This window comes from Mycobacterium triplex (assembly GCF_000689255.1).
Classification (GTDB): Bacteria; Actinomycetota; Actinomycetes; order Mycobacteriales; family Mycobacteriaceae; genus Mycobacterium; species Mycobacterium triplex.
Genome location: NZ_HG964446.1, coordinates 4513448 through 4536981, shown reverse-complemented (window position 1 = coordinate 4536981; position 23534 = coordinate 4513448). Strand labels below are relative to the sequence as shown.

Annotated in this window: 23 protein-coding genes; 11 read left to right on the top strand and 12 right to left on the bottom strand. The window is 66.4% G+C overall.

Annotation, left to right across the window (positions count from 1 at the left end; all coding sequences use genetic code 11):
• Nucleotides 1-5: 5 nt before the first annotated feature.
• Nucleotides 6-368, top strand: a complete 363-nt coding sequence (locus tag BN973_RS20920) for a hypothetical protein (protein ID WP_036470626.1) — start codon at nt 6-8, stop codon at nt 366-368.
• Here BN973_RS20920 and BN973_RS20915 read toward each other — a convergent pair.
• Genes BN973_RS20915 through BN973_RS20890 form a run of 6 tightly spaced genes read right to left on the bottom strand, consistent with a single transcriptional unit; the run spans nt 365 to nt 7386 of the window.
• Complete coding sequence (locus BN973_RS20915) at nt 365-1897, bottom strand: class I adenylate-forming enzyme family protein (protein ID WP_036470624.1); 1533 nt, start codon at nt 1895-1897, stop codon at nt 365-367. The two genes, BN973_RS20920 and BN973_RS20915, sit on opposite strands and share 4 nt — an antisense overlap.
• Complete coding sequence (locus BN973_RS20910; protein ID WP_036470623.1) at nt 1890-3455, bottom strand: class I adenylate-forming enzyme family protein; 1566 nt, start codon at nt 3453-3455, stop codon at nt 1890-1892. Before BN973_RS20910 ends, BN973_RS20915 begins: the two co-directional genes overlap by 8 nt.
• A complete protein-coding gene (locus BN973_RS20905; RefSeq protein ID WP_036470621.1) occupies nt 3445-4920 on the bottom strand; it encodes a class I adenylate-forming enzyme family protein in 1476 nt (491 codons plus the stop codon). The genes BN973_RS20910 and BN973_RS20905 overlap by 11 nt, the downstream gene beginning before the upstream one ends.
• Nucleotides 4920-5723, bottom strand: a complete 804-nt coding sequence (locus BN973_RS20900) for an enoyl-CoA hydratase/isomerase family protein (RefSeq protein ID WP_036470617.1) — start codon at nt 5721-5723, stop codon at nt 4920-4922. The genes BN973_RS20905 and BN973_RS20900 overlap by 1 nt, the downstream gene beginning before the upstream one ends.
• On the bottom strand, nt 5714-6526 hold the full coding sequence (locus BN973_RS20895; protein ID WP_036472805.1) for an enoyl-CoA hydratase/isomerase family protein: 813 nt from the start codon (nt 6524-6526) through the stop codon (nt 5714-5716). Before BN973_RS20895 ends, BN973_RS20900 begins: the two co-directional genes overlap by 10 nt.
• Before the next feature lie 38 nt (nt 6527-6564).
• Nucleotides 6565-7386 (bottom strand): enoyl-CoA hydratase/isomerase family protein, encoded by an 822-nt coding sequence (locus tag BN973_RS20890; RefSeq protein ID WP_036470616.1) that lies wholly within the window; start codon nt 7384-7386, stop codon nt 6565-6567.
• Nucleotides 7387-7516: 130 nt separating this feature from the next.
• Between BN973_RS20890 and BN973_RS20885 the strand changes: the two genes are divergently transcribed.
• Both BN973_RS20885 and BN973_RS20880 read left to right on the top strand, forming a co-directional pair.
• Nucleotides 7517-8194: a hotdog family protein gene (locus tag BN973_RS20885; RefSeq protein ID WP_036472804.1), complete on the top strand. Its 678-nt coding sequence runs from the start codon at nt 7517-7519 to the stop codon at nt 8192-8194.
• Nucleotides 8191-9075, top strand: a complete 885-nt coding sequence (locus BN973_RS20880) for an enoyl-CoA hydratase/isomerase family protein (RefSeq protein ID WP_036470614.1) — start codon at nt 8191-8193, stop codon at nt 9073-9075. Before BN973_RS20885 ends, BN973_RS20880 begins: the two co-directional genes overlap by 4 nt.
• A gap of 15 nt (nt 9076-9090) precedes the next feature.
• Here BN973_RS20880 and BN973_RS20875 read toward each other — a convergent pair whose 3' ends face one another.
• Entirely contained in the window at nt 9091-9888 is a 798-nt protein-coding gene (locus BN973_RS20875) for a TetR/AcrR family transcriptional regulator (protein ID WP_036470612.1), read from the bottom strand.
• A gap of 253 nt (nt 9889-10141) precedes the next feature.
• Between BN973_RS20875 and BN973_RS20870 the strand changes: the two genes are divergently transcribed.
• Nucleotides 10142-10939: an SDR family NAD(P)-dependent oxidoreductase gene (locus tag BN973_RS20870; RefSeq protein ID WP_036470610.1), complete on the top strand. Its 798-nt coding sequence runs from the start codon at nt 10142-10144 to the stop codon at nt 10937-10939.
• 34 nt (nt 10940-10973) lie between these two features.
• Nucleotides 10974-11978, top strand: coding sequence for a dihydrodipicolinate synthase family protein (locus BN973_RS20865; RefSeq protein WP_036470608.1), 1005 nt, complete (start codon nt 10974-10976; stop codon nt 11976-11978).
• An 83-nt stretch (nt 11979-12061) separates the two neighbouring features.
• Here the strand turns inward: BN973_RS20865 and mbp1 are convergent, their stop codons facing one another.
• Together mbp1 and BN973_RS20855 are read right to left on the bottom strand one after the other, a co-directional pair.
• Entirely contained in the window at nt 12062-12280 is a 219-nt protein-coding gene (mbp1, locus tag BN973_RS20860; RefSeq protein ID WP_036470605.1) for a microaggregate-binding protein 1, read from the bottom strand.
• A 98-nt stretch (nt 12281-12378) separates the two neighbouring features.
• Nucleotides 12379-12657 carry a hypothetical protein gene (locus BN973_RS20855; RefSeq protein ID WP_139830074.1) on the bottom strand — a complete coding sequence of 93 codons (279 nt, stop codon included), beginning with the start codon at nt 12655-12657 and terminating at the stop codon, nt 12379-12381.
• A 292-nt stretch (nt 12658-12949) separates the two neighbouring features.
• Here BN973_RS20855 and BN973_RS20850 point away from each other — a divergent pair, with 292 nt between their 5' ends.
• Genes BN973_RS20850 through BN973_RS20825 form a run of 6 tightly spaced genes read left to right on the top strand, consistent with a single transcriptional unit; the run spans nt 12950 to nt 19783 of the window.
• Nucleotides 12950-13798 (top strand): enoyl-CoA hydratase, encoded by an 849-nt coding sequence (locus BN973_RS20850; RefSeq protein WP_036472803.1) that lies wholly within the window; start codon nt 12950-12952, stop codon nt 13796-13798.
• 18 nt (nt 13799-13816) lie between these two features.
• A complete protein-coding gene (locus BN973_RS20845; RefSeq protein WP_036470603.1) occupies nt 13817-15019 on the top strand; it encodes an amidohydrolase family protein in 1203 nt (400 codons plus the stop codon).
• A 12-nt stretch (nt 15020-15031) separates the two neighbouring features.
• The gene (locus BN973_RS20840; RefSeq protein WP_051641387.1) at nt 15032-16687 is read left to right on the top strand and encodes an acyl-CoA synthetase; all 1656 of its coding nucleotides are present in this window, start codon (nt 15032-15034) and stop codon (nt 16685-16687) included.
• Nucleotides 16684-17514, top strand: coding sequence for an amidohydrolase family protein (locus BN973_RS20835; RefSeq protein WP_036470601.1), 831 nt, complete (start codon nt 16684-16686; stop codon nt 17512-17514). Before BN973_RS20840 ends, BN973_RS20835 begins: the two co-directional genes overlap by 4 nt.
• A 2-nt stretch (nt 17515-17516) precedes the next feature.
• A complete protein-coding gene (locus tag BN973_RS20830) occupies nt 17517-18575 on the top strand; it encodes an acyl-CoA dehydrogenase family protein (protein ID WP_036470599.1) in 1059 nt (352 codons plus the stop codon).
• Nucleotides 18576-18589: 14 nt separating this feature from the next.
• The gene (locus BN973_RS20825) at nt 18590-19783 is read left to right on the top strand and encodes an acyl-CoA dehydrogenase family protein (protein ID WP_036470598.1); all 1194 of its coding nucleotides are present in this window, start codon (nt 18590-18592) and stop codon (nt 19781-19783) included.
• 95 nt (nt 19784-19878) lie between these two features.
• On the opposite strand, the gene BN973_RS20820 is transcribed toward BN973_RS20825, so the two are convergent.
• From BN973_RS20820 to BN973_RS20810, 3 genes are read right to left on the bottom strand one after another with little or no spacing between them, the layout of a single operon-like run.
• On the bottom strand, nt 19879-21108 hold the full coding sequence (locus BN973_RS20820) for an amidohydrolase family protein (protein ID WP_036470597.1): 1230 nt from the start codon (nt 21106-21108) through the stop codon (nt 19879-19881).
• Between the two features lie 12 nt (nt 21109-21120).
• Nucleotides 21121-22266: a thiolase family protein gene (locus BN973_RS20815; protein ID WP_036470596.1), complete on the bottom strand. Its 1146-nt coding sequence runs from the start codon at nt 22264-22266 to the stop codon at nt 21121-21123.
• The gene (locus BN973_RS20810; RefSeq protein ID WP_036472800.1) at nt 22263-23480 is read right to left on the bottom strand and encodes a CaiB/BaiF CoA transferase family protein; all 1218 of its coding nucleotides are present in this window, start codon (nt 23478-23480) and stop codon (nt 22263-22265) included. Before BN973_RS20810 ends, BN973_RS20815 begins: the two co-directional genes overlap by 4 nt.
• Between the last annotated feature and the right edge of the window lie 54 nt (nt 23481-23534).

Here is a 23534-nt window from a genome sequence, read left to right as displayed (position 1 = left end):
AGAAGATGACTCCAACGCTTCGCACATCGGCCCTCTTGGTGGCAACCGCGACAGCCATCGCGTTCGCGGCACCCGCCCATGCCGACCTGCTCGACCCGATCCCCGGCAATGGTGTCTTCGTCGTCGGGCCCGACATCGCACCGGGCCTGTATCACACGGGCGGGTCGGGTTCGGCGTTCGGCGTTTGGATCAACAACGTGCCGACCCAAGACTCGATGTGCTCGTGGTTTACCTACAGCACGCCCGACGCGAACAAGGACCACGTCCTGCAGACCAACACCTCCATCGGTCCGATGTTCGCGAACATCAACACTTCGGTGAAGGCCTTCGAGTCGCTGAACTGTCAACCCTGGACGCGCGTCCCCTAGAGCCGGTCGACGTCGACCAACATCTCCCGCACCCGGCGGATGTCGACCTTGCCGGTGCCGCCGCGCGGAAGGCCGTCGTCGGAGTCCAGCAGGAGCCACACCGTCGGCACCTTGAAGGCGCTCAGCACGGCTTTCGCGGAGTCGCGCAACTGCTCGGCGGTCAGCGCGCGGTTGGCGCACACCACCGCCGCGCCCACCCGGTCACCCGCGGCGCCGGGCACATTGGTGACGACGGCGTTGTCGATGCCGTCGATCGTGCGGAGCGCTCGCTCGACCTCGCTCGGATAGACCGTGGCGCCGCTGACTTTGAACATGTCATCGGATCGCCCGTGATAGAACAGGAACCCGTCCTCGTCGAGATGGCCAAGGTCGCCGGTCGGGTAAAAGCCGTCGACGGTGAACAACTCTTCGCGGCTGCGGCCGCAGATGCCGCGCATCGTGTGCGGTCCGCGGAGCTGGATCTCACCCGCGGTTCCCGCCGCGACGGGCTCCCCGGTGTCGATGTCGACGATGCGGACTTGGATGCCGTCGAACGGTTTTCCGCAGCTGCCCCACGCCGTCTCGGGCATGTCGGTGTCGGCGGGGTAGCCGCAGTACGGTCCGAATGCCTCCGTCATGCCGAACAGCGTGGCCCGGGCGCCCGGCCGGGCCCGCTGCTCGGGCGGCAGCAGGGCCTCCAGGCTGCCCGGCCGCAGTGCCGAGAGGTCGACGCCGGCCGTGCTCGCGTGCCGGGCCAACGCCTCGGCCTGATCGGGCCAGCCGCGAAACAGGTTGACGCGCTCGCGCTCCAGCAGTCGCAGCGTGGTTTCGGGACGGGGGATCTCCTCGGTCACCAGGGTGGCGCCGGCCAGCAGCGCGGACAGTATTCCGCTGCCGAAACCGCCCACCCAGAAAAACGGCATCGGCAGATACAGCCGGGTGTCGGAGGTGATGCACCGCGCCGCCAGCCCCGACCGTACGGCACCCAACGCGTTGCCGTGCGAGTGCACGACCCCCTTCGGGGTGCCACTGCTACCGGAGGTGAACATGATGACCAGCGGGTCGGCGGCGGTGACCGTCGCGGTCATGGCGTCGATGATCCCGCGCGCGCCCGCGCTGGCCGTCGCGTCGTCAAGCTGGGAGATCGACCAGACTTGGCGTAGCGCAGGAAGTTCGGAACGCGGCACCGCCTGCAGGTCATCGAGATACCGATGACCCCGAAATTCGTCGACGCTCACCAGAAATTGCACGGCCGCCACGCGCAGCTGCGCGACGAGTTCGCGGGCGGCCAGCAAGGTGCTCAACGGAACCAACACCGCGCCGATGCGGGTCAGTGCGATGGCGACCTGGACCCAGCGGGCGCTGTTGGGCATGATCAAACCCACGCGGGTACCCTTGCCCACGCCGGCTTCGACGAACGCCGCGGCCAGTTCGCGTGTGGCCGAATCGAGGTCGCGATAGCTGACCCGGCACGTCGGATCGATCACCATCGGTGTGTCCCCGTCGTCCTCGGCGCGAAACCGCACCAGCTCGTCGATGGTGTCAGGCATCGAAGAACATCCGGAGTTGCCGCATGTCGACCTTGCCGCTGGACATCAGTGGCACGTCCGCGCGCGCAAGCGTGATGAACCGCTTGGGGATCTTGTACGCGGACAGTTCGGATTTGAGTCGTTCGGTCAGCGTGGCGTCGTCGAGCGCCGCCGCGCCGTCGGGCCGGACCACCACCGCGGCGACGAGTTGCCCGCGCCGGTCGTCGGGCAGGCCGATGACGTACGCCGGCGCGCCGCCGGTGACCTTGGTGATGGCCTTCTCCACCTCGGCCGCCGAGACATTCGCGCCGGCCGTTTTGATCATCGCGCGCCGGCGGCCGACGAAATAGACGAATCCGTCGGCATCCGTGCGGACCAAATCGCCGGTATGCAACCAACCGTCGGCGTCGAAGCACTCTTCCCGTGCGCGCTTGTAGTAGCCCTGCATCACATACGGCCCGCGGATGCACAGTTCGCCGACCTCGCCGAGGGCAACGCTTTTCAGCGTGTCGGGGTCGACCACCATCGTCTCGAATCCGGGTGCGGGCTTGCCGAACGAGCCGCGACGCGCTTCGGGTTGGTCGGATTCATCCCCGGCGATCAGCACGACGCTGCCGGCCTCGGTCATGCCGAGCATATTGTGCCGCAGTTCCGGGTCGGCCGGTCGCGTGTCGGGGGCCATGATCGGGTACAGGTTGCCCCGCCGCAGCGACGACAGATCCCGGCCGGCGTAGCTGGGGTGGTCGGCCAGGTGTGCGATCCCGGCGGCGAATCCGTTGGTCATGGTTGGCTTTTCGGCTTCCAGCAGGTCGAGTGTCGCCCCGGGGTCAACCGCGTTGGAACACACCAAGGTCGAGCCCGCCACCAAGGTGGCCAGCAGGCCGAACGCCAAACCGCCGATCCAGAAGAACGGCGAATTGCAGAACAGCTTGTCCGCCGCGGTCAAACCCCGAATCGTGTTGAGGTTGCGCTGATGCTCGAGCAGCCCGGCGTGGGTGTGCACCACGCCTTTGGGAGCGCTGGTGGATCCCGACGTGTAGACGATGGCCAGCGGGTCGCAACCGTAGACATCGGCCTCCATCGCCGCCAGCAGCTGCGGGTCGACGGCGCCGGCTCGTCGGCACACCGTCTCGTGGGTGATCGCGACGTGGCGCAGATGCGGGGCCGCGGGTGAAAACAGCCGAGAATCCAGATCGGCGTCCGCCAGGACTTCGCCCAATCGCTGCACGTAGTCGTGGGAGCGATAAGACGCTGCGGACAACAGGATTTCGACGTCGCTGTCGATCAGCTGCTCGCGCATCTCACGCGCGGTGACGAACGTCGAGAACGGCACCACCACCGCGCCGATGCGCGCGGCGGCCAGCATCGCGACGACGAAGTCGGTGCCGTTGGGGTAGAGCAGGCCCACGTGGGTCCCCTTGCCGGCACCCAGCGCGATCAGCCCGCGCGCGAGCCGCGCCGATCGGGCGTCGGCTTCGGCATAGGTGATGCGGTGGGCATCGCAGACGAGAAGGGGATGGCGATCGCGCGATCGGGCTTGATGCCGCAGGACGTCGGCGACCGTGGAATCACCGGGCATGGTCGCGCTGTGCCGCGTCGAAGAAGCGCCGGATCTGGCTCAGGTCGGCTTTGCCCGACGCGGTGCGCGGAATCGTGTCGACGATCGCGATCTCGGTCGGAATCTCGTAGCGGGCCAATCGCGTTCGCAGATACTCCACCAAAGTGTCGGTATCGGTGCCGGGGGAGCCGCGCAGCTCCACCATCGCGACCGGTGTCTCGCCCAGGCGGGCGTCGGGTCGGCCGATCACGGCGGCGCCCGCCACCGCGGGGTGGCTCTCCAGGGCTACGCGGACGTCGTCGGGCATCACCTTGAACCCGCCGCGGATGATTGCCTGATCGGCGCGCCCGACGATCCAGAGGAAGCCGTCGGCGTCGATACGCGCCAGATCCGTGGTCCGCATCCACTGCGTCGATGGGCCGAGCTGACCCGGCTTGACCTCCAGCAGACCGACCTGGTCGGCCCCCAGCGGCGTGCCGGCGTCGTCGACCACCCGCAGCTGCGCGCCGGGGTTGGCCCGCCCGACGCTACCCCGTTTGGTGCTCCAGTGGGCCTGGTAGTCGGCCAGTGTCCAACCCGCCACACCGCCGCCGAATTCCGTTGCTGCATAAGAGGTTAGAACGGGTATACCGTACTTTTCGGTGAACGCGTCGGCATCGTCGGCCGACAGCGGGGCGGTGCCGCAGGTGACGGCGCGGATGCTGTCCAGGTCGGTCCGCGACAGGTCGGAGTGCAACACCGTCCGCAACGCGGCCGGCACCAGTGATACCGCGCGGGGCCGGTGCGTTCGCACCGCCTGTGCCCACGCGTTGAGCTCGAAGCGTTCCAGCAACACAAACGATCTCGCCTCGGTGACGCACTGCAGCACCCGGAAGACGCCGCCGATGTGCACCAGCGGCGAGTTCATGATCGCCACACCGCGTCGCAGCTGCTGCGGCGGCGGCGCGTGTTCGGGGTCGGGGCCCAGCACACTGCGCGCAAGCATGTCGTAGCTGAGGTCGATTCGCTTGGGCGGTCCCGTCGTTCCGCTGGTCAGCATCCGCACCGCGATTTCCGTTGCGGCGGTGGGCCCGTCGTGGCTGCGTGCCGGCTCGCCGGGGTCGTCGAGGCTCCCGGAGATCGGCATGGTCGGCGTGCCGGGGGCGACCAGCGTGGCCAGGTCGTCGGGCTCGCCGACCACCAGGGGCAGTTGCAGCGCGGCGATGTCGGCCCTGGTGCGCTCGTCGCCGCGGGACGGATTGATGGTGACCACGGTCCCGCCGCCCAGCAGCACGCCCAGGAACGCCGCCACCTGGGCCGGCCGGTTGCGCAGCAGCATTCCGATCGCGGGGTTGTCGCCGTGTTCGGCAGTCACCGACGCCATGTCCCGAGCGGCGTCGGCGATCTGGCCCCATGACAGCCAGCGGCCGTGGTACTCGATCGCGGGTGCGCTCGGCTGCAGCTCCAGCACGGCGGCGATGCGTCGACTCAGCGGATGACGGCCCATCAGCGGATCTTTGGTTCGGCGCCCTTGCCGTCGGCGTCCCGCTGTGCCGCCAGTTCGGCGGTGCCCAGCGGGTTGCCCAGCCGGGTGTAGATCAGGCCCTGCTCCAGGGCGGCGCGGTAGGGCTTGTCCAGCGACTCCCAGATCGCCTTCACGGTGCCCTGCGTCGCCGACGGCGGCTTGGCCGCGATCGCCGCCGCGATCTCGTGAGCACGCCCGGCCAGCCGGTCGGTTGCCACCACTTCGGACACCAACCCGATCCGCAACGCGGTGTCGGCACTGACCCGTTCGTCGTTGCCCATCAACGCGATACGCAACGTCTCGCCCAGGCCGATACGGCGCATCAGGCCGATCGGCTCTAGGGCGCAGACCAGGCCGGCCGACACGTGCGAGTCGAAAAACGTCGCGTCTTGTGAGCAGATGACCACGTCGGACTCGTTGAGGAAGTAAAACGCACCCGCGGTGCACATGCCCTGAACGGCGCACACCACCGGCTTGAACATCTTCTGCCACTTGGGGCTGAGCAATTCGCCGGGATCCTCGTGATTCCATACGTTTTCGGGTTGCCCGTACGGCGTCTTGATGTCCAGCCCGGCGCTGAAGGCCCGGCTGCCGGCCGCCCGCAGCACCACCGCATGAACCGACTCGTCGAGCTTGACGATGCGCCAGGCTTCGGCCATCTCCTCACACATCGTGCGGTTGAACGCATTGAGTTGATCGGGGCGATTCAGCGTGATGGTGGCGACATGGTCGCCTCCGTCGATGTCGAGGAGGATGGTTTCGAAACGCGGGGTACTCACCGGCACTGCCAATTCGGTTTGCGCTTTTCCACGAAGGCTTTGGGGCCTTCGGCGGCGTCCTCGGTGCGCAGCACCCGCTCGCGGAAGGTTTCGGCCATGATCTCGGCCTCGTGCAGCGGAACGTTCAGGCCCTTCAGGATCGCCAACCGGGTACCCCGAACCGCCAGCGGCGCATTGGAGTTGACGATGTCGGCGATCTCACGGGCGCGGTCCAACAGGCGGTCGTGCTCGACGACCTCACTGATCAATCCGAGTTCGTAGGCGCGCCCCGCGCTCATCCGTTCGTGCTTGCCCATCAACGCCATCCGCAGGGCGATCGAGCGGGGCAGCACCCGGGAGATCCGCACCAGTTCACGGCCGGCTACCAGCCCGATGCTGACGTGCGGATCGAAAAACGTTGCCTGCTCGGATGCGATGACGATGTCTGTCGTGGTGACCCAATCCATGCCTGCGCCACAACAGATTCCGTTGACCGCGGTGATCACCGGCTTGGCCATCGTGCGAAACGGGGGAGTGCCCTCCTGGGGGGCTTCCCACTGGTCGTAGGTCGACAGGTATGGCCGCTCGTAGATCACCTTGCCGTCTTCGGGAATTTCTTTGACGTCGGCACCGGTGCAGAATGCGCGGCCGGTGCCGGTGACGATCGTCAGCCAGACATCGTCGTCGTTTTCGGCTTCGTCGTAGGCGGCGCGCAGCTCGGTGATCATGTGTGGGCTCAGCGCGTTGAGCGCCTCGGGCCGGTTCAGGGTGATGGTGGCGGTATGCCCGTCGACCTCGTAGTTGATCGTGTCGAACGAGTCAGCAGGCATCCGTGTTCCCTTCATACTGGTGTGACCGAAACCTTAGGTCAGCGGCCATCGAATGTCGGCGCGCGTCGTTGCCGAAAGGCTTCCAGGCCTTCTTTGAAATCTTTTGTCCGACAGGACAGTTCCAGGTTGAACAGCTCCTGTGTCATCGATTGGCTCAGCGAAGCGTGCTGGCCGTAGTGCAGGGCTTGCTTGGCCAGCCCGAGCGCCACGGTTGGCCCGTCGGCCAGCCGCGCCAGCAACTGCTCCACGCTGTCGTCGAGTTCGGCCGCGCCGGCGGCCTGGTGGATCATTCCCCAGTCGGCCGCGTCGGACCCACTCACTTTCTCGCTGAGCAGCAGCATGCGCCGGGCCCGCGCCAGCCCGACCAATCGGGGGAGCAGCCAGCTAGCACCCGAGTCCGGGCTGAATCCCCGCTCGATGAACGGCTCCCAGAACACGGCGTCGTCGGCAGCCACGGTGAAGTCGGCGGCCAGCGCGAGATTGCAGCCCATCCCCACCGCCCAGCCCCGCACGGTGCAGACCACCGGCAGCTGGATGGTTTGCACGAGCTCGATCAGCCGGTGGGCGGCGTGTGGAATCCGGCGCACCAGATCGCCGGTTCGCGGGCGCTGTGCGCTGCCGCTGTTGGTGGCGACCCAGTCGGCACCCGCGCAGAAGTCTTCGTCGGCGCCGCGCAGGTGGATCGCGCGCAACGCGTCGTCGGCGGCGGCCTCGGTGAGCGCGCGGACCAGCGTCTCGATCATCAAGGGGGTCAACGAATTACGCCGCTGTGGGCGATCAAGGGTGAGCCGCAGAATCGCGCCATCCCGGCGTGCTGTCACCGACCCCTCGGCGTCGGCCGCATCGGCGTCGTGACTCACCGTCGGATCCGGCCTTTCTCAGCGATACGGTTACCCATACAGTAGGCAATACGATTGATACGCTGTATAAGCTATCAAGGAATCGCTGCCGACGGAACAACCGGGTCAAAGCCCGGTGAAAGAGGGTCGCATGCCTGAGGGGACACCGGTACGCGCGGATGACGCGAAGTTCGGCGAGATGCCCCTTCCACAAACCGTGGCGGCCGCCGGCGCGATGAGGCGGCTGAGTTCGCTGCTAATCTCCCTGGAACATCCGCACCCGACCGTGGACGCGATGCTGGCGAAGTTCGGCGAATGGGAAAGCGAGCTCGCAACTGCGGCCCCGCAGGACAATGCGCCCCGGATCGGCGAAGCAGACGACGATCCGCGCCGGGTTTATCTCAACCACGCCACCGACATCGGCGCCTACAACCCGTCCTTCCCCGAGTACTCCTTCGACTACCTCGACGCCGACAAGGCCGAAGGCCGGGTCGTCTTCCCACTCGTCTACGAAGGACCGCCGGGGCTAGTGCACGGCGGGTTTCTGTCGGTGTTCTTCGACTGCGTCATCCAGCATCACAGTTGCGTCATGGGGCTGTCCGGCAAGACGCGATCGCTCAACGTCACCTTCCGGCGGCCCACGCCGTTGCTGACCGAGCTGAACTTCGACATCGTCCGCTCGCAAGTCGAGCGCGGCATCGCGTCGACGGCGCGGCTGCTGCTCGACGGCGAAGTGCTGTGCGTCGGCGAGGTCAACACCCTGGCGTCGCAGCCGGACAAGCTGACCGGATACCGATTCGGCAGGCGGCGAAAGGAATCGGCGACATGACTGGCTCGAACGACGATCGGGTGCTTTTCGAGGTCGATCCCGGCAAGAGAATCGCGACGATCACGCTGAACAATCCCAAGCAGCGCAACTCCTATGACGCCGCCATGCGCGAGGCCGTCGGCCGCTGCCTGGACCGGGTGGCCGAAGACGACGATCTGACGGTGGTGCTGCTGCGCGGCGCCGAGGGAGTCTTCTCCACCGGGGCCGACATGAACAACGCATACGGCTGGTATGGCGACAAGAACCAGGCGTCCGATGCGGCCAAGCGGCGGCCCAGTCAGCGCAGGCGACTTACGGTGGACCGCAAGTCATTTGGCTTCTACCACAACTTCATGGGTTTCCCGAAGGTGACGGTCGGGGAGATCTCCGGCTACGCCCTGGGTGGTGGCTTCGAAATGGCGCTGATGACCGACATCTCGGTGATCGCACGCGATACGAAGATCGGCATGCCGGCGACGCGGTTCCTGGGGCCCGCGCTGGGCAGCCTGCACATGTTCTTCCACCGGCTCGGGCCGGTGCTGGCCCGGCGCCTGTTGTTGACCGGTGATGTCATCGAGGCGGGCGAGCTCGAGCATCTCGGAATCTTCACCGACACATGCGATCCCGGCGCCGTGACCGCCCGCGCCCGGTACTGGGCCGAGAAGGCGGCGAAGATGCCCGCCGACGGCGTCGTCATCGCCAAGGAAGCATTCCGCCTTGTCGAGCAGAGCCAGGCGTACAACGGCGAAGAAGTCGCGAGCTATCTGTTCCACGCCTACGGCACCAACCTGCAGTTCGGGCCGGACGAATTCAACTTCGTCAAGACCCGCGCCCAGCACGGAACCAAAGAAGCGTTCCGGCTACGCGACGAGCACTTCTATGTGCCGGAACCCGAAGCATAGCAACCGGATTCGCTTCTAGCGGTGCGCGGTCGTCTTGGGCCGCGAGGAGGACTTGGCCGCCTTGCGCGGCCGAGACGCCGTCGACTTGGCGGATTTTGAGCCCTCGTCGATCAATCGGCTGGCGTGGTCGAGGATGCAGGTGAGGCCGTACTCGAAGTTGGTTTCGTCCGGCGCCCCGATCCGGTGACCGATTCGGCTCACCTGGGCCAGCAGCGGAGTCTTGTCGGGGTCGATGGCAACGGCATCCTCGATGGCGCGCGGACCGACATCGGAGGACTGGTTCTTTTCGTAGAGTCGCTGTAGCACCACCGAGCCGCGGACGTGCACCGAAACCGCCGAATAGGTGTCGAAGGCGTCTTCGGGCGTGAGGCCGGCCTCGACCAGATTGGAGATCGCCTTCTCCATCTCCAGGGCGCCCAGTCGGGCGGCCTTGGGGCTCAGTGCCGCCCGAATCAAAATCAGGTCGCACAGAATTGGGTTGCCCATGAACGTCTTACGCATCGACCGCGCGTGGTTGCGCAGGGTTTCGCGCCAATCGCTGGCCTCCACATAGGGCGTGGCGAACACATACTTGCTCAAGGCGCGGTCGGTCATCGCGTTGAGCAAGTCGTCTTTCTTGCGGAAATACCAGTAGATGCTGGTAACGCCGACGCCGAGGTGTTTGCCGAGCAGCGGCATGCTCAGGTTGTCGATCGACACCTGCTCCGCGAGTTCGAATGCGCCGCTGATGATGTCATCGGGGTTGATGGACCCGCGTTCGCGTCGTTGACGCTTATCAGCGGTTGCCTGCTTTGCCACTACGGGCACCTCCATCAAAATGTATCCTGCACGTACGGTCTGGAAACCGTGCCACCGATTGAATCAAATCTACTCCGCAGATGTACTCCCACCTGCGTATATGTAGGCGTGTCGCCATTCTGGTATGACCGTCAATCGGGCTCTCGTACGCTTTTCCATCTGCTACTGTAATACCTATCGTAGGCTTTTTGGTATATGACGCTGGACGGGCAAAGATGACCGGACGCACGCCATTGGCTGACCCACCGCGTGAGCCGCGGATATCGCCATGGATTTAGGCCTTCGGAATGCGACAGCGGTAGTTGTCGGCGGCAGCCGCGGCATGGGTTTGGCCGCGTCGCGTTGCCTGGCCGAGGACGGCGCCCGGGTGGCGCTGGTCGGCCGAACTCAGGCCTCCCTCGACAGCGCGGTGGCCGATCTCACCGACCGCGGCAGTCCGGATGCCGTGGGATTCGCGGTCGACGTCGGTGACGCGGCGGCGGTCGACAACCTGTTCGCCGAAATTTCGGGCCGATGGAACGGCGAACTCAACGTGCTCGTCAATACCGTCGGACCGGGCGCGTCGGGCAGCTTTGAAGACCTGACCGACGAACAGTGGCGTGAGGCCGTCGAAGACGGCGTGCTGGGGATGGTGCGCTGCGTGCGTTCGGCGCTGCCGCTGCTGCGCAAGGCCCAGTGGGCGCGAGTCGTCAACTTCTCGGCGCATTCGACACAGCGACAAAGCGTCATGCTGCCGGCCTATACCGCGGCCAAGTCGATGCTGACCAGCGCCTCGAAGAACCTGTCCTTGTTGCTGGCCAAAGACGAGATCCTGGTCAACGTGGTGTCGCCGGGCAGCATCGCGTCCGAGTCGCTTGTCGGCTGGGCAGACTCGGTCGGGGTCGACGGCAGCGACCCCTATCGGCTGATGGAGGCCATCGACAAACACTTCGGGCATCCGGCGCACATGCCGCGCGCCGGCTTGCCCGAGGAGATCGGGCCCGTCGTCGCGTTCCTCGCGTCGCGGCGCAACTCTTACATGACCGGCGCCAACATCAACGTCGACGGTGGTTCAGACTTCATCTAGCCTCAAATCGATTGGCAGACAAAAGGAGTGGACTGTGGCGACAGCTGCTGAGGCGCGCACCTGGGCGCGCGGAGCGTTGCGGGGAATCGGCGACTCCCTCTACACGCCTTTCTGCGGCACCGATGGCGACGACATCGACTGGGATGCCTACCGGACGCTGGTGCGTTACTGCGTCGGCGATCTCGGGCACCCGATGTTGTGGTGCACCAGCGGACTCTCCGAGTTCTGGTCGCTGACGATCGACGAGCGGAAACGCTTGCTGGAGGTGGCGATCGAGGAATCACGCGCCATCAATCCGGATGTGGTGGTGCAGTCCTGCACGGCGGCCATGTCGGCGAAGGACTGTTTGGATCTGACATTGCATGCCCAGCAGGCGGGCGCTGACATCGTCTACATCCAGACGCCGATGATGGAGGCCCACGGCGGCGACGGTGTGCTGCGCTTCTTCAAATACGTTGCCGCGCGCACGGATATCGCGTTGGGCATGTTCAATTCGCCGTCTTCGGGTTACGTGTTGACCCCTGCCGAGAGCGCGCGGATCTACCACGAGGTGCCCGCGGTGTGCGCTACCAAGGAAGGCGCGTTCCGGCCCGCGGCGAGCCGGATGCTGCATGAACTGGCACCCGGCCTGGCGGTGTGGGAATGCGACAAGACCGTGTACCGGGCCGGATGGCTGCGGGACGGGATCGTCTGTCCGGCCCAATTGGGCACCGCGGGCTACCTGTTCGAAACCCCGCAGCGGCGGCTGTTTTCCGAATACTGGGACCTGGTGATGTCCGACAAGTTGCTCGAGGCAATGGATTACGGTCGCGAGTCCGGTCTGGACCAGTTCGATCTCGACATCGGACCGTGGTGGACCTGCTACCCGGGACGAGCCGACTACTTCACCCACTGGGGAGGGGCGTTCAAGTACGCCGCTTCGCTACTGGGCCTGCCGATAGGCGCCTATCCGCATTCGCGCCCCCCGCAGGCAGAGCTGCCGGCCGAGGCCAAAGCCCAGATGGAGGCCGCATATCGCAAGCTCGGCCTCATCAGCTAGATGCCAAATCCCTTGTACCGCAAGCCTATGCGACGGCCCGGCCACCGAGGTGGTGACCGGGCCTAGCGCACGTGGCACGTCGACTAGTTCTGTTCGGCGCGCTGGCGCGCCTGGTGAACTTTCGCTTCGGCGCGAGCCTTGTCGGCTTGGGCTTCTTTCTTTGCGGCGTTGCGCAGCGCTTCTGCCTTGTCCTGCTGCGCCTGACCTCCGGTGATCCAGTCGTTGCGACCCGCGACCGTCCCGACTACTTCCTTGGCCTTGCCGACGATGTCCTCGACGACGCCCCTGATGACGTCAACCATTGGCGATTCCCTCCTCCTGCCTAGTGGGTCTCACCCATACCTCTTCCCGGCCGCCCGATGGCGGAAAACACGATCGGAACGTGGCGCTCGCCACAGCTTCAGTGCGCCGGCCCCTGAGCAGCGGCGGCTGCCGAATTCGCGGTCACCGGCACGCTTTCTTCGGTTCCGGCATTCGTCGCAGGCGCCGCCGCGGTGTCCGTCTGCGCAGGCTCGTCGCTGTTTCGGCGCCGTCGCGCCCACAAGACGAGCACGATCAGTACACCCAGCGGTCCCAGCGCGAGCAGGAATTGAGTTCCCGCCCACGCCGCCTGGATCTTGAGCACCGCCGACCGCGCCTGTTTGAGGCGATGCACGACCGCGTTCACTGTCGATCTCACGACTCGTCCCCTTAGCTGCCAGAATTTGAAGTCCTGGGTGTCGGTAACCCGGCGAGTCGCTATCCCAAACAACGCTTCGCATTCGTTGCCGAAGATTTCGCCTTGCCGTTGCCGCCGCGGGCCGGGCCTTTCACCGTCGCCGGGAGCACGGTTGCGCATCGTGAAATTCGCTGTTTGACGCCGGTTCGCGGGGCCGCGAGCGCAGTTGTGGAATGCAGTACCGATAGGTATACAGTATGGGTACAAAGCCCACCGAAATCCGTAGTCAAAGCATCAGGAGGTGCCGCGGAAGATGTCCGGCAGCGACGGTGCCTCCGACACCGACGATGCGGTGCTCTACGAGGCCACCGACAGCGGCGTCGCGATCCTGACGTTCAACCGGCCGGACCGCCTCAATGCGTGGGGTCCCGACATCGCCGCGGGGTTCTACGCCGGCATCGACCGTGCCGAAGCCGACCCCGCCATCCGGGTGATCGTGCTGACCGGTCGGGGCAGGGGATTCTGCGCCGGCGCCTACCTCGGCGCGCCGGGCGGGGCGGCCCAGGTCGCCGAGTCGATGGACAGGGCGGGCCAGACGAACCTGGCCGACCTGGTTGGCGAGCGGCCACCACACTTCGTGACCACGCTGCGCAAGCCCGTCATCGCCGCCGTCAACGGCGCGTGCGTCGGCATCGGTCTGACCCAGGCGCTGATGTGCGACGTCCGGTTCGCCGCGGCCGGCGCCAAATTCGGCGCGGTGTTCTCGCGCCGCGGCCTGATCGCCGAATTCGGGATCTCCTGGATCCTGCCCCGGCTGACCAGCATGGGAGTCACCCTTGATCTGCTGCTGAGCGGCCGCACGTTTCTCGCCGAGGAGGCCGCCGAGCTGGGCCTGGTCAAGGAGGTCGTGGCGGCCGACGACCTGATGAAGCGTGCCCTGGAATACGCCGAGGACATGGCCGCCAACTGCTCGCCCGCATCGATGGCGGTGATCAAGCGTCAGGTCTACGGCGACACCACCCGCGATGTTGTGGACGCCAACGACCGCTCCGAAGTCCTGGTGCACGAGGCGATGTCGCGGCCGGACGTCATCGAGGGGATCACCAGCTTCCTCGAGAAGCGGCCCCCGCGGTTTCCTTCACTCAGCTCAACCGACGCGTAGCGCCCGGAAAGGAAGATCATGAACAGCTTGAGCTACAAGGCGATTGACGTCGACAACCACTACTACGAACCGCTGGATGCGTTCACCCGGCACCTGGACAAGCCGTTCAAGACCCGCGGCGTGCAGATGGTCACCCAGGGCAAGCGAACCTTGGCCGTGATCGGGGGACGGGTGAACCACTTCGTCCCCAACCCCACCTTCGACCCGATCATCGTGCCGGGCTGTTTGGACCTGTTGTTCCGCGGTGAGATCCCCGAGGGCGTCGACCCGGCGTCGCTGATGAAGGTCGAGCGGCTGGCCGAACACCCGGAGTACCAGAACCGTGACGCCCGCATCACCGTGATGGACACCCAGGACATCGACACCGTCTTCATGCTGCCGACGTTCGGGTGCGGGGTGGAGGAGGCGCTCAAGCACGACATCGAGGCGACGATGGCGTCGGTGCACGCCTTCAACCTCTGGCTTGACGAGGACTGGGGTTTCGACCGTCCGGATCGCCGCATCATCTCCGCGCCGATCATCTCGCTGGCCGATCCGGCCAAGGCACGGGAAGAGGTCGACTTCGTGTTGGCGCGCGGCGCCAAGCTGGTGCTGGTGCGGCCGGCGCCGGTGCCCGGCTTGGTCAAGCCGCGGTCGCTGGGGCATCCGAGCCACGACCCGGTCTGGGCCCGGCTGGCCGAGGCGGGGGTGCCGGTGGGATTCCACCTGTCCGACAGCGGTTATCTGCACATCGCGGCGGCGTGGGGCGGCAAGGCGACGTTCGAAGGGTTCGGCGCCAAGGACCCGTTGGACAACGTGCTGCTCGACGACCGGGCGATCCACGACACGATGGCCTCGATGATCGTGCACGGTGTCTTCACCCGCCACCCCAAACTGAAGGCGGTCAGCATCGAAAACGGTTCGTATTTCGTGCATCGGCTGGTCAAGCGCCTGAAGAAGGCGGCCAACACCCAGCCGCGCGACTTCCCCGAGGATCCGGTGGAGCAGCTGCGCAACAACGTCTGGATTGCCCCGTACTACGAGGACGACCTCCCGGAGCTGGCCGAGGTCATCGGCGTGGACAAGATCTTGTTCGGCTCCGACTGGCCGCACGGCGAAGGTCTCGAGTCGCCGGTGTCGTTCGCCGAGGAACTCACCGCCTTCAGCGAGTCGGATATCCGAAAGATCATGCGCGACAACGCGTTAGACCTTCTCGGCGTCAAAGCCACCGTGGCGGCCTAGGCGGCCCGGGCAGTGAGTGAATGGACCGTCGGGGCGGTGCTCGACGCGATCGCCGACGTCATTCCCGACCGTTTGATGACGGTCTGCGGAACCCGGCGCAGCACCTTCGCCGAGTCGGCAGACCGAACCAGTCGATTAGCGAACTTCTTGAGCGCCAACGGCTTCGGGGCGCATCGCGAACGGGACACGCTGAACCGCTGGGAGTGCGGTCAGGACCGGGTTGCGCTGCTGATGTACAACGACCTGTACCCGGACGCGGTGATCGCGTGCCTGAAAGCCCGCGTGGTCCCGGTCAACGTGAACTACAGCTATTCACCGCGCGAGATCGCCGACCTGCTCTGCTACGTCCGGCCGCGCGGCATCATCTACCATCGATCGCTCGGTGCGCGGTGCGCCGAGGTGCTGCCGTCGGACGGTGCCGAACTGCTGATCTCGATCGACGACGGCAGCGACGCCGCCGAACTGCCGGGCGCGGTGACGCTGGATGATGCACTGGCGCAGGGGGGTTCGGGCAAGCCGGCTCCCGGATCGCCCGACGACCTGATCATGATGTGCACCGGCGGGACGACCGGCCGTCCCAAGGGGGTGCTGTGGCGCCAATCCGACATGTACGTGGCGTCGATGGTCGGGGCCGACCACTCCGGCGTCGACGAGATCCACGCCAAGGTGCGCGGGGGAGGCCAGCCGTGGTTCGCGGTCTCTCCGCTGATGCACGCGGCCGGCATGTGGACCGCCTTCGCGGCGATCATGAGCGGTTTCACCGCGGTGCTCTATGACGGCCGGGGCAAACTCGACGCGCGCGCGGTATGGGAGACCGCCGAGCGCGAAGGGGTCGGCATGATGACCATGGTCGGTGACGCGTACGCCGGCCCGCTGGTCGCCGAGTTGCAACGAGGTTGCTACGACCTGTCGGCGCTGAACGGGATCGGCACCGGTGGGGCCGCGACGAATCCGAAGTTCAAGCATGCGCTGATGGAAAAGCTGCCACAGGTCACCATCATCGACGGCTACGGCTCGTCGGAATCCGGGAACATGGGGTTCGGGCACAGTCAACGCGGTACGCAGAGCGAGACCTTCGTGCTCCGCGAGGGCGGAGCGGTGGTGTCCGAGGACCGCACCCGGTTCCTGGCGCCCGGCGATCCCGAAATCGGTTGGGTGGCAAGAAGTGGCCGGATTCCGCTGGGCTACTTCGACGACGCCGAGGCCACGCAGCGCACCTTTCCGGAGATCGACGGCATGCGGGTGGTGATCCCCGGCGACCGGGCGAGCATCGAACAAGACGGCACGCTGCGCCTGTACGGACGCGACTCGCTGGTGGTCAACACCGGCGGCGAAAAGGTCTTCGTCGAAGAAGTCGAAGAAGTACTGCGCACCCACCCCGGCGTCGCCGACGCGTTGGTCGTCGGGCGGGCCAGCGAGCGGTGGGGCCAGGAAGTCGTCGCGCTGGTCGCGGTGGCGCCCGGCGCCGGCGTCGTCGAAGAAGCCGAGCTCGCCACGCTGTGCAAGTCGCAGCTGGCCCACTTCAAGGCGCCCAAGGCCATCCTGTTCGTCGAGCAGGTGCAGCGCCTGGGCAACGGCAAGCCGAACTACCGATGGGCCAAACAAGTTGCCGCAGAACAGCTTCCGGCTACCGCATTGGCCGGCGCCGATGCAGAAGGACCCGCATGAACGACAAAGCGATCGACTGCCTGATCAACGTGCACTTCGGCGAGGCCGACTCCCAGCCCACCTGGATGCTCAAGGTCCGCGACGACTACTTCAAGGGCCCGCAGTCGATGTTCGCGCCGGTCGATTTGTCCGAGCTCCTCGACGAGATGGACACCCACGGGGTGCAGAAGGCGGTCTTGATGGACAACCTCGCCAGCCCGTCGACCACCGCACGAAAGTTCGTCGAGGCCAAGCCGGACCGCTTCGCACTGGCCATGGGTGGGGTCAACCTGCTGCGGCCGGTGGGGCCGCTGCGCGAGCTGACCGCGATCGTGCGCGATCTGCCGGTCGTCTATGCCGTGGTGGGACCCAGTTTTTGGGGTGACGGCCAGTATCCGCCCAGCGATGCCGTCTACTACCCGCTCTACGCCAAGTGCGCGGAACTGGGCCTGCCGCTGTGCGTCAACACCGGCATTCCGGGGCCACCGATCCCCGGTGAGGTACAGAACCCCATCCACCTCGACCGGGTGTGCGTGCGCTTCCCGGAGCTCAAGCTGTGCATGATCCACGGCGCCGATCCGTGGTGGGACATCGCGATCCGGCTGTTGCTCAAGTATGAAAACCTGCGTCTGATGACGTCGGCCTGGTCGCCCAAGCGGCTGCCGGAAAGCCTGCTGCACTACATGCGCACCCGCGGCCCGAACAAGGTCATCTACGCGTCCGACTGGCCGGTCCTGCGAATGCGCCGGGTGATCCCCGAAGCCCGCGCCCTGGACCTGCCCGCCGAGGTACTGGACAACTACCTGTACAACAACGCCCAGGAATTCTTCTTCGGACAGGAGCAGTGACCATGGACCGCTACGAGCTGCGCAGGCTGGACTACAGCCTGTCCGACCACCATGTGGACCTGCAGAACGCGTACAAGCAATTCTTCAAGACGCACTGCTCGATCGAAACTGTGCGCGCGGCGGAGCCTTCCGGGTTCGACAAGAACCTGTGGGAGCGGTTGTGCGCGATGGGCGCGACCACGATGGCGCTGCCCGAGTCCAGTGGTGGCGACGGCGCGACGCTGGTCGACCTCACGCTGGTGGCCGAAGAGATCGGGCGTTCGCTGGCGCCGGTGCCGTGGGTCGACCATGTGTGCGCGGCTCGGCTGCTGGGCCGGCTGGGGGCGCTGGGCGTCGACACCGCCGGCGTCGCCGACGGTGAACAGCTCGCCGGCATCGACGCGCGGATCGACGGCGCGCCGGGCGTGCGGCTGATCCCGACCGGGTCGATCGCCGACCACATCATCGTCCGCGACGGCGACGAGGTGGTGCGCCTGACCTTCGGAACCCGGCCCGCCAAGGTCGACAACTTGGGCCGGTTGCCGATGGCCTGGGTCGATCCGGCCAACGCCGACACCCGCACGGTCATCGCGCGGGGGCCCGAAGCGCTGGCCAATTACGTACTCGCGCTGGACGAGTGGCGGCTGTTGACCGCGGCGGCCCTGGTGGGCCTGGTCGAGGAGACGATGACCATCGCGGCCGAGTTCGCCAAGACCCGTTACACGTTGGGCGTCCCGATCTCAACGCTGCAGGCCATTTCGCATCCGCTGGCCAACATGGCGATCACCGTGCAGGGCGGGCGCAACCTGGCCCGGCGGGCGGCCTGGTTCCTGGACAACGAACCGGACGAACGCGCCGAGCTGGCGCCGTCGGCGTTCGTGTTCATGGCCGAGGAGGCGGCCAAGGCGGCCACCATGGCCGTGCATATCCAAGGCGGACTGGGTGTTTCGTCCGAAGCCGCGGCGACGGCGTACCTGGTGCGGGCCCGGGGTTGGCCGCTGGCGGCCGGGGATCCGGGTGCCACGGCCAAGCGGGTCGCCGAGATCGTGACCGCCCGCGAGAGCGCCGCAGCGGCCGTCTAGGACAGGAGTAAAACATGGACTTCTCCCGGGTGGAGCTTTCGGATGAGGACAAGGCGTTTCGCGAGGAATTGCGCGGTTTCCTGAAAACACATGTGACCGAGGAAGTTCTGCGGCGCGACCGCGAGACCGGTGACAACTTCGACGAGGGCGTGCATCTGGCACTCGGCGCCGCGGGCTATCTGGCAAAGGAATGGAAGCCGGAATCCGAGGGTGGATTCAGTCGTGTGCGCCGGCGCATCTACGAGCTGGAGAAGCGCCGCGCCCACGTGCCGTGGGTGACCTGGGGGACGACCGCAATGGTGGCCCGGTCGGTCGCGAAATTCGGCTCGGCCGAGCTGCAGGACGAGGTGATGCCGCGGGTCTTCAGCGGCGAGGTGAGGCTGTGCCTCGGTTACACCGAGCCCGAGGGCGGTTCCGACATCGCCACCTGCAAAACCCGCGCCGTGCGCGACGGCGAGGGCTGGGTGGTCAACGGCTCGAAGATGTTCACCACCGGCGCGCACAACTGCCAGTACGTCTTCCTGATCACCAACACCGCCCCGGATGCGCCAAAGCACAAGAGCCTGACCATGTTCCTGGTGCCGCTGGACTCCCCGGGCATCGAGATCCAGGGCATCCGCACCGTGGACGGCGACCGGACCAACATCGTCTACTACAGCGACGTCCGCGTCGACGACAAGTACCGGCTGGGCGATGTGAACGCGGGCTGGACGGTGCTGCGCGAGCCGCTCAACACCGAGCACGGCGCGGTCGCGGCCGCACCCGACGGCTTGCAGGACACCTCGATCATGATGCACCAGGCCGGTTCGATGGCCACCGCCGTCGACAACGCGGTGACGGCCGTGACGCGCCCGGATCCCAACGGGCGCAAGCTCGTCGACGACGAGTCGGTCGCCTATCGGCTGGGCCGCAGCGTGGCCCGCCTGGAGGCGGCGTTGTCCTCGCCGAACATCTACGGACGGGTCGCCATCGCCCAGACGATGCGCGACATCTCCCCGGACCTGATGGACATCCACGGCGCGGCATCGGCCCTGCCGTTCGGCGCCGACGGGGCCGCCGACGACGGCAGCGCCGAATACGTCTACCGGTTCGCGCCTTTGGTCGGCATCTACGGCGGCACCCTCGAGGTGTTCCGCAACATGATCGGGCAGTACACGCTCGGGCTGGGCAAGCCCAGCTACTCACCGCCGGTCAAGAAGGTCTCCTGACCCCTCAACCCTGCGCCGAACGTGCACTGATGGCGGTGTTGCCCCGGCGTGTCGCCGCCACCACGGCACGTTCGGCGAAAGTCAGGCCATCGTGCTCAGGCGGTGGCGAGGGCCGGGGGCTTGGCGGCATTCGGGTCGGGGTTGGCGATCGGCAGGCCCATGAAGCGGCGCGCGTTGTCGCCCATGAAGTCGTAGGTGCGCCGTTCGTCCATGTCGTCGGCGTACTTCCAGAAACCCTTCGGCTCGGCCAGTCCTTCGGGATGCGGGTAGTCGGAGCCGAACAGCACCCGGTCCCAGCCCACGGTGTCGACGACGTCGGCCACACAGCCCTCCCAGAACGGGCTGACCCAGATGTTGCGCCGGAACACGTCGTGCGGATGCTCGGGGAAATTCTGCGGCATCTTCTTCTGCAGGTCTTCGAAATCGTGGAACAGCGGGAAGATCCACGAGCTGCCGTTCTCGACGCTGGCGATGCGCAGCTTGGGGAATCGGGTCAGCGTGCCGTGACAGATCAGGCTGGTGATCATGTCCGCAATCTCGCGGTGGCCCAACGTCATCCAGCGGAATGCGCTCTGCGCCATGAAGTTCTGCGTGTGCGGCGGTTCCCACTTGGCGACGTAGTCGTCCAGCGGCGGGTAGCTGGCGTGCAGCACGATCGGCAGCCCGGCGGCCTCGACGTCGCGCCAGAAGGGGTCGAACTCGGGTAGCGCCGGGGAGCGCCAGCCGTGCAGCCCGTTCACCGGCCCGGGCTTGATCAGCGCGGCACGAACGTCGTTGTCCAGCAGGTACTCCAGCTCACGCTGGGCGGCGTCGACCTCGGACAGGTTGATGATCGGGGTGGAGAACACCCGGTTTTGGTAGTTGAACGTCCAGTGTTCCCCCATCCACTGGTTCAGCGCGTGGATGATCGCCAGCGTCAATTCGGGATCGTCGGCCGAGGAGTGCTCGACCAGGCTGGCCAGGGTGGGATAGTTCAGCGCTTCCACCACGCCCTGTCGGTCGAGTTCGGCGATCCGGTCGTCGGGATTGCGTGTCGCGGCCGGCGCGGCGATCGCCGGGCCCTGCATCTCGCGCAGCGTGAGCCCGTCGGAGTTTTGTCCGGCGAAGAACTTCTCATGCGCGCCCGGTGCGGCGACGCGCTCGAATGTCGGGTTCGGGATGAAGTCAGAGACCTTGTTGTTGATGATGATTCGGGTCTGGCGCCCGATGTGGGCGAACTGGACGGCTCGCGCGTAGCGCTCCGGGAGAAACTTGGTCAACGATTCCGGGGTCTCGTACATGTGCTGGTCGGCGTCGAAGATCGGCGCCTGGGTGAACTGAGCCATCGAATGGTCCCGTCAGGTCGTCAGGATGGTCGCGGCCGCGGTGCCGGGGGCGCCGTACAACTGGGTGAACCCCACCTTCGGGTTCCCGGGCACCTGGCGATCGCCCGCTTCACCACGGAGTTGGCGGACGATTTCGTGGATCTGGCGCAGGCCGGAGGCGCCGATGGGCTCCCCGTTGGCGATCAGCCCGCCGTCGGTGTTGACCGGCATCGGGCCGTTGATCTCGGTGGCGCCGTCGGCCAGCAGCTTCTCCTGGTCGCCGTGCGCGCAGAACCCGCACTCGGCCATGTGGATGATCTCGGCGCCGGCGTCGGTGTCCTGCAGTTGGATCACGTCGACATCGCCGGGCGCGACGCCGGCCTTCTCGAACGCGGTGCGGGCGGCGTAAACCGTTGGCGCCACGTCTTCTTCGACCGGTGCGCAGGTGGTGTTCACCTCGTAGGCGCCGTAGCGGCGGGTGCGGACTTCCACGGCCCGCAGGTAGACGGGTTTGGAGGTGTAGCGGTGCGCGATGTCGGCCCGGCACATCACCGCCGCCGCGGCGCCCTCGTCCGGCGCGCAGAACATGTATTGCGTCAGCGGGTAATTGAGCATCGTCGAGTTCAGGATCTCCTCCTCGGAGATCGGCTTGCGACGGAACGCATTCGGATTCAGCGCGCCGTTGCGGAAGTTCTTGGCCGCGACCTTCGCCAGCGTCTCCCGAGAGATGTTGTGGTCGTGCAGGTACCGGTTGGCCTTCATGCCGAAGAACTGGGTGGTCAGATACTGCCCGTTCTCCGCATACCAGCTCGGCATGCCCACCAGCGCCGGGTCCTCGGTGAACGCTCCGCGCGGGTGCTTGTCCAGGCCGATCGCGATGCCGATGTCGTAGTCGCCCAACCGGATTCCATCGGCGCAGGCCTTGACGGCGCTGGCCGCCGTCGCGCACGCGTTGAACACGTTGGTGAATGGGATGCCGGTCAGCCCGACCATGCCGACGATCGCGTCCGGATTGGCGACCGTCCAGCTGCCGCCGGTCGCGAATTGAACGTCCTGCCAGGCGATCCCGGCGTCCGCGACCGCGGCAAGGATGGCGTCGACGCCCATCCGCATCGCCGACTTGCCCTCGAATCGGCCGAACGGGTGCAGGCCGACCCCGATGATCGCGACGTCATTCACGCGATGGCCCCTGCGTTCTTGAGTTCCTCGATGCGGTCCCAATCCATGCCGATCTCCATCAAAACGATCTCGGTGTGCTCGGACGCTTGCGGCGCCCGGGTGGTCTGCAGCGGCTCGTGGTTGAACTGGACCGGGCCGCGCACGACCTTGAACGGCGCTCCGCCCGCGGCGACTTCGACCTCGGCGATCATGTCGTTGGCGATCGCCTGTTCGTCGCCGGCCAGGTCGATCAGGCTCTGGAACGGCGCCCATTGGCCCTTCATCGTCTTCAGGTGCTGGCGCCAATATTCAAAGGGCTTGGCGGCGAAGGCCTTCGCGATCAGCTCGGCGGCCGCGCTGGCGTTCTGAATCAACGGGAGCACTTCGGAGAAGCGTTCGTCGTCGGCGGCCTCGGGGATGCCGAGGTGCTCGAAGGTGTCCCGGATCAGGCCCGTCGGGCTGATGATGCACAGGTTGATCGTGCCGCCGTCGGATGTTTCGTAGTTGCCCATGAACGGATTCACCGACATCGCACCGGCGGACCCCGGCATGGGGGTGCGCATCACCTCGCCGGTCTCCATGCCCTGCGTCATGCTGGCGCCGGCGGCCCACCACGCCGTGCTCAACAGCGACACATCCAGTTCGACGGCCTCCCCGGTGCGCTCGCGGTGCAGCAGCGCCGCCGAGATGCCGCCGGCGATGAACATCCCGCCGATGGAATCGCCGAACGCGGGAATGCCTTGTCCCAGTGCGCCACCCAGCTCCTCGGGAGTCAGCGCGTAGCCGATGCCGCTGCGCGTCCAGAACGCCGTTCCGTCGTAGCCACCGACGTTGCGCTCGGGCCCCTTGTCGCCATAGGCCGAACCGCGGGCGTAGATGATGTTCGGGTTGACCGCGCGGATGTGTTCGAGGTCGAACTTGTGCTGTTGCCGCTGAGACGGCTTGTAGTTGGTCAGAAACACATCGGAGGTTTTGGCCAGCTCGTAGATCACTTCCTGGCCGCCGGGAGTGGACACGTCGATCCCGACGCTGCGCTTGCCCCGGTTGGGATGCTCCATCAGCGGATGCCGCTCCGGGTTGACCTGAATGCCACCCATGTTGAGGAAGCCACGTTGGGTATCGCCCCGCAGCGGGTGCTCGACCTTGATCACGTCCGCGCCCCAGTCCGCCAGGATCGCTCCCGCGGCCGGGACGAACGTGAACTGTGCAACCTCGAGGACCCGAATGCCCTGCATCACCTTGACCATTTGTCCCACCAACTCCGTCGTCGTCAGGCCGTACGTTTCTTC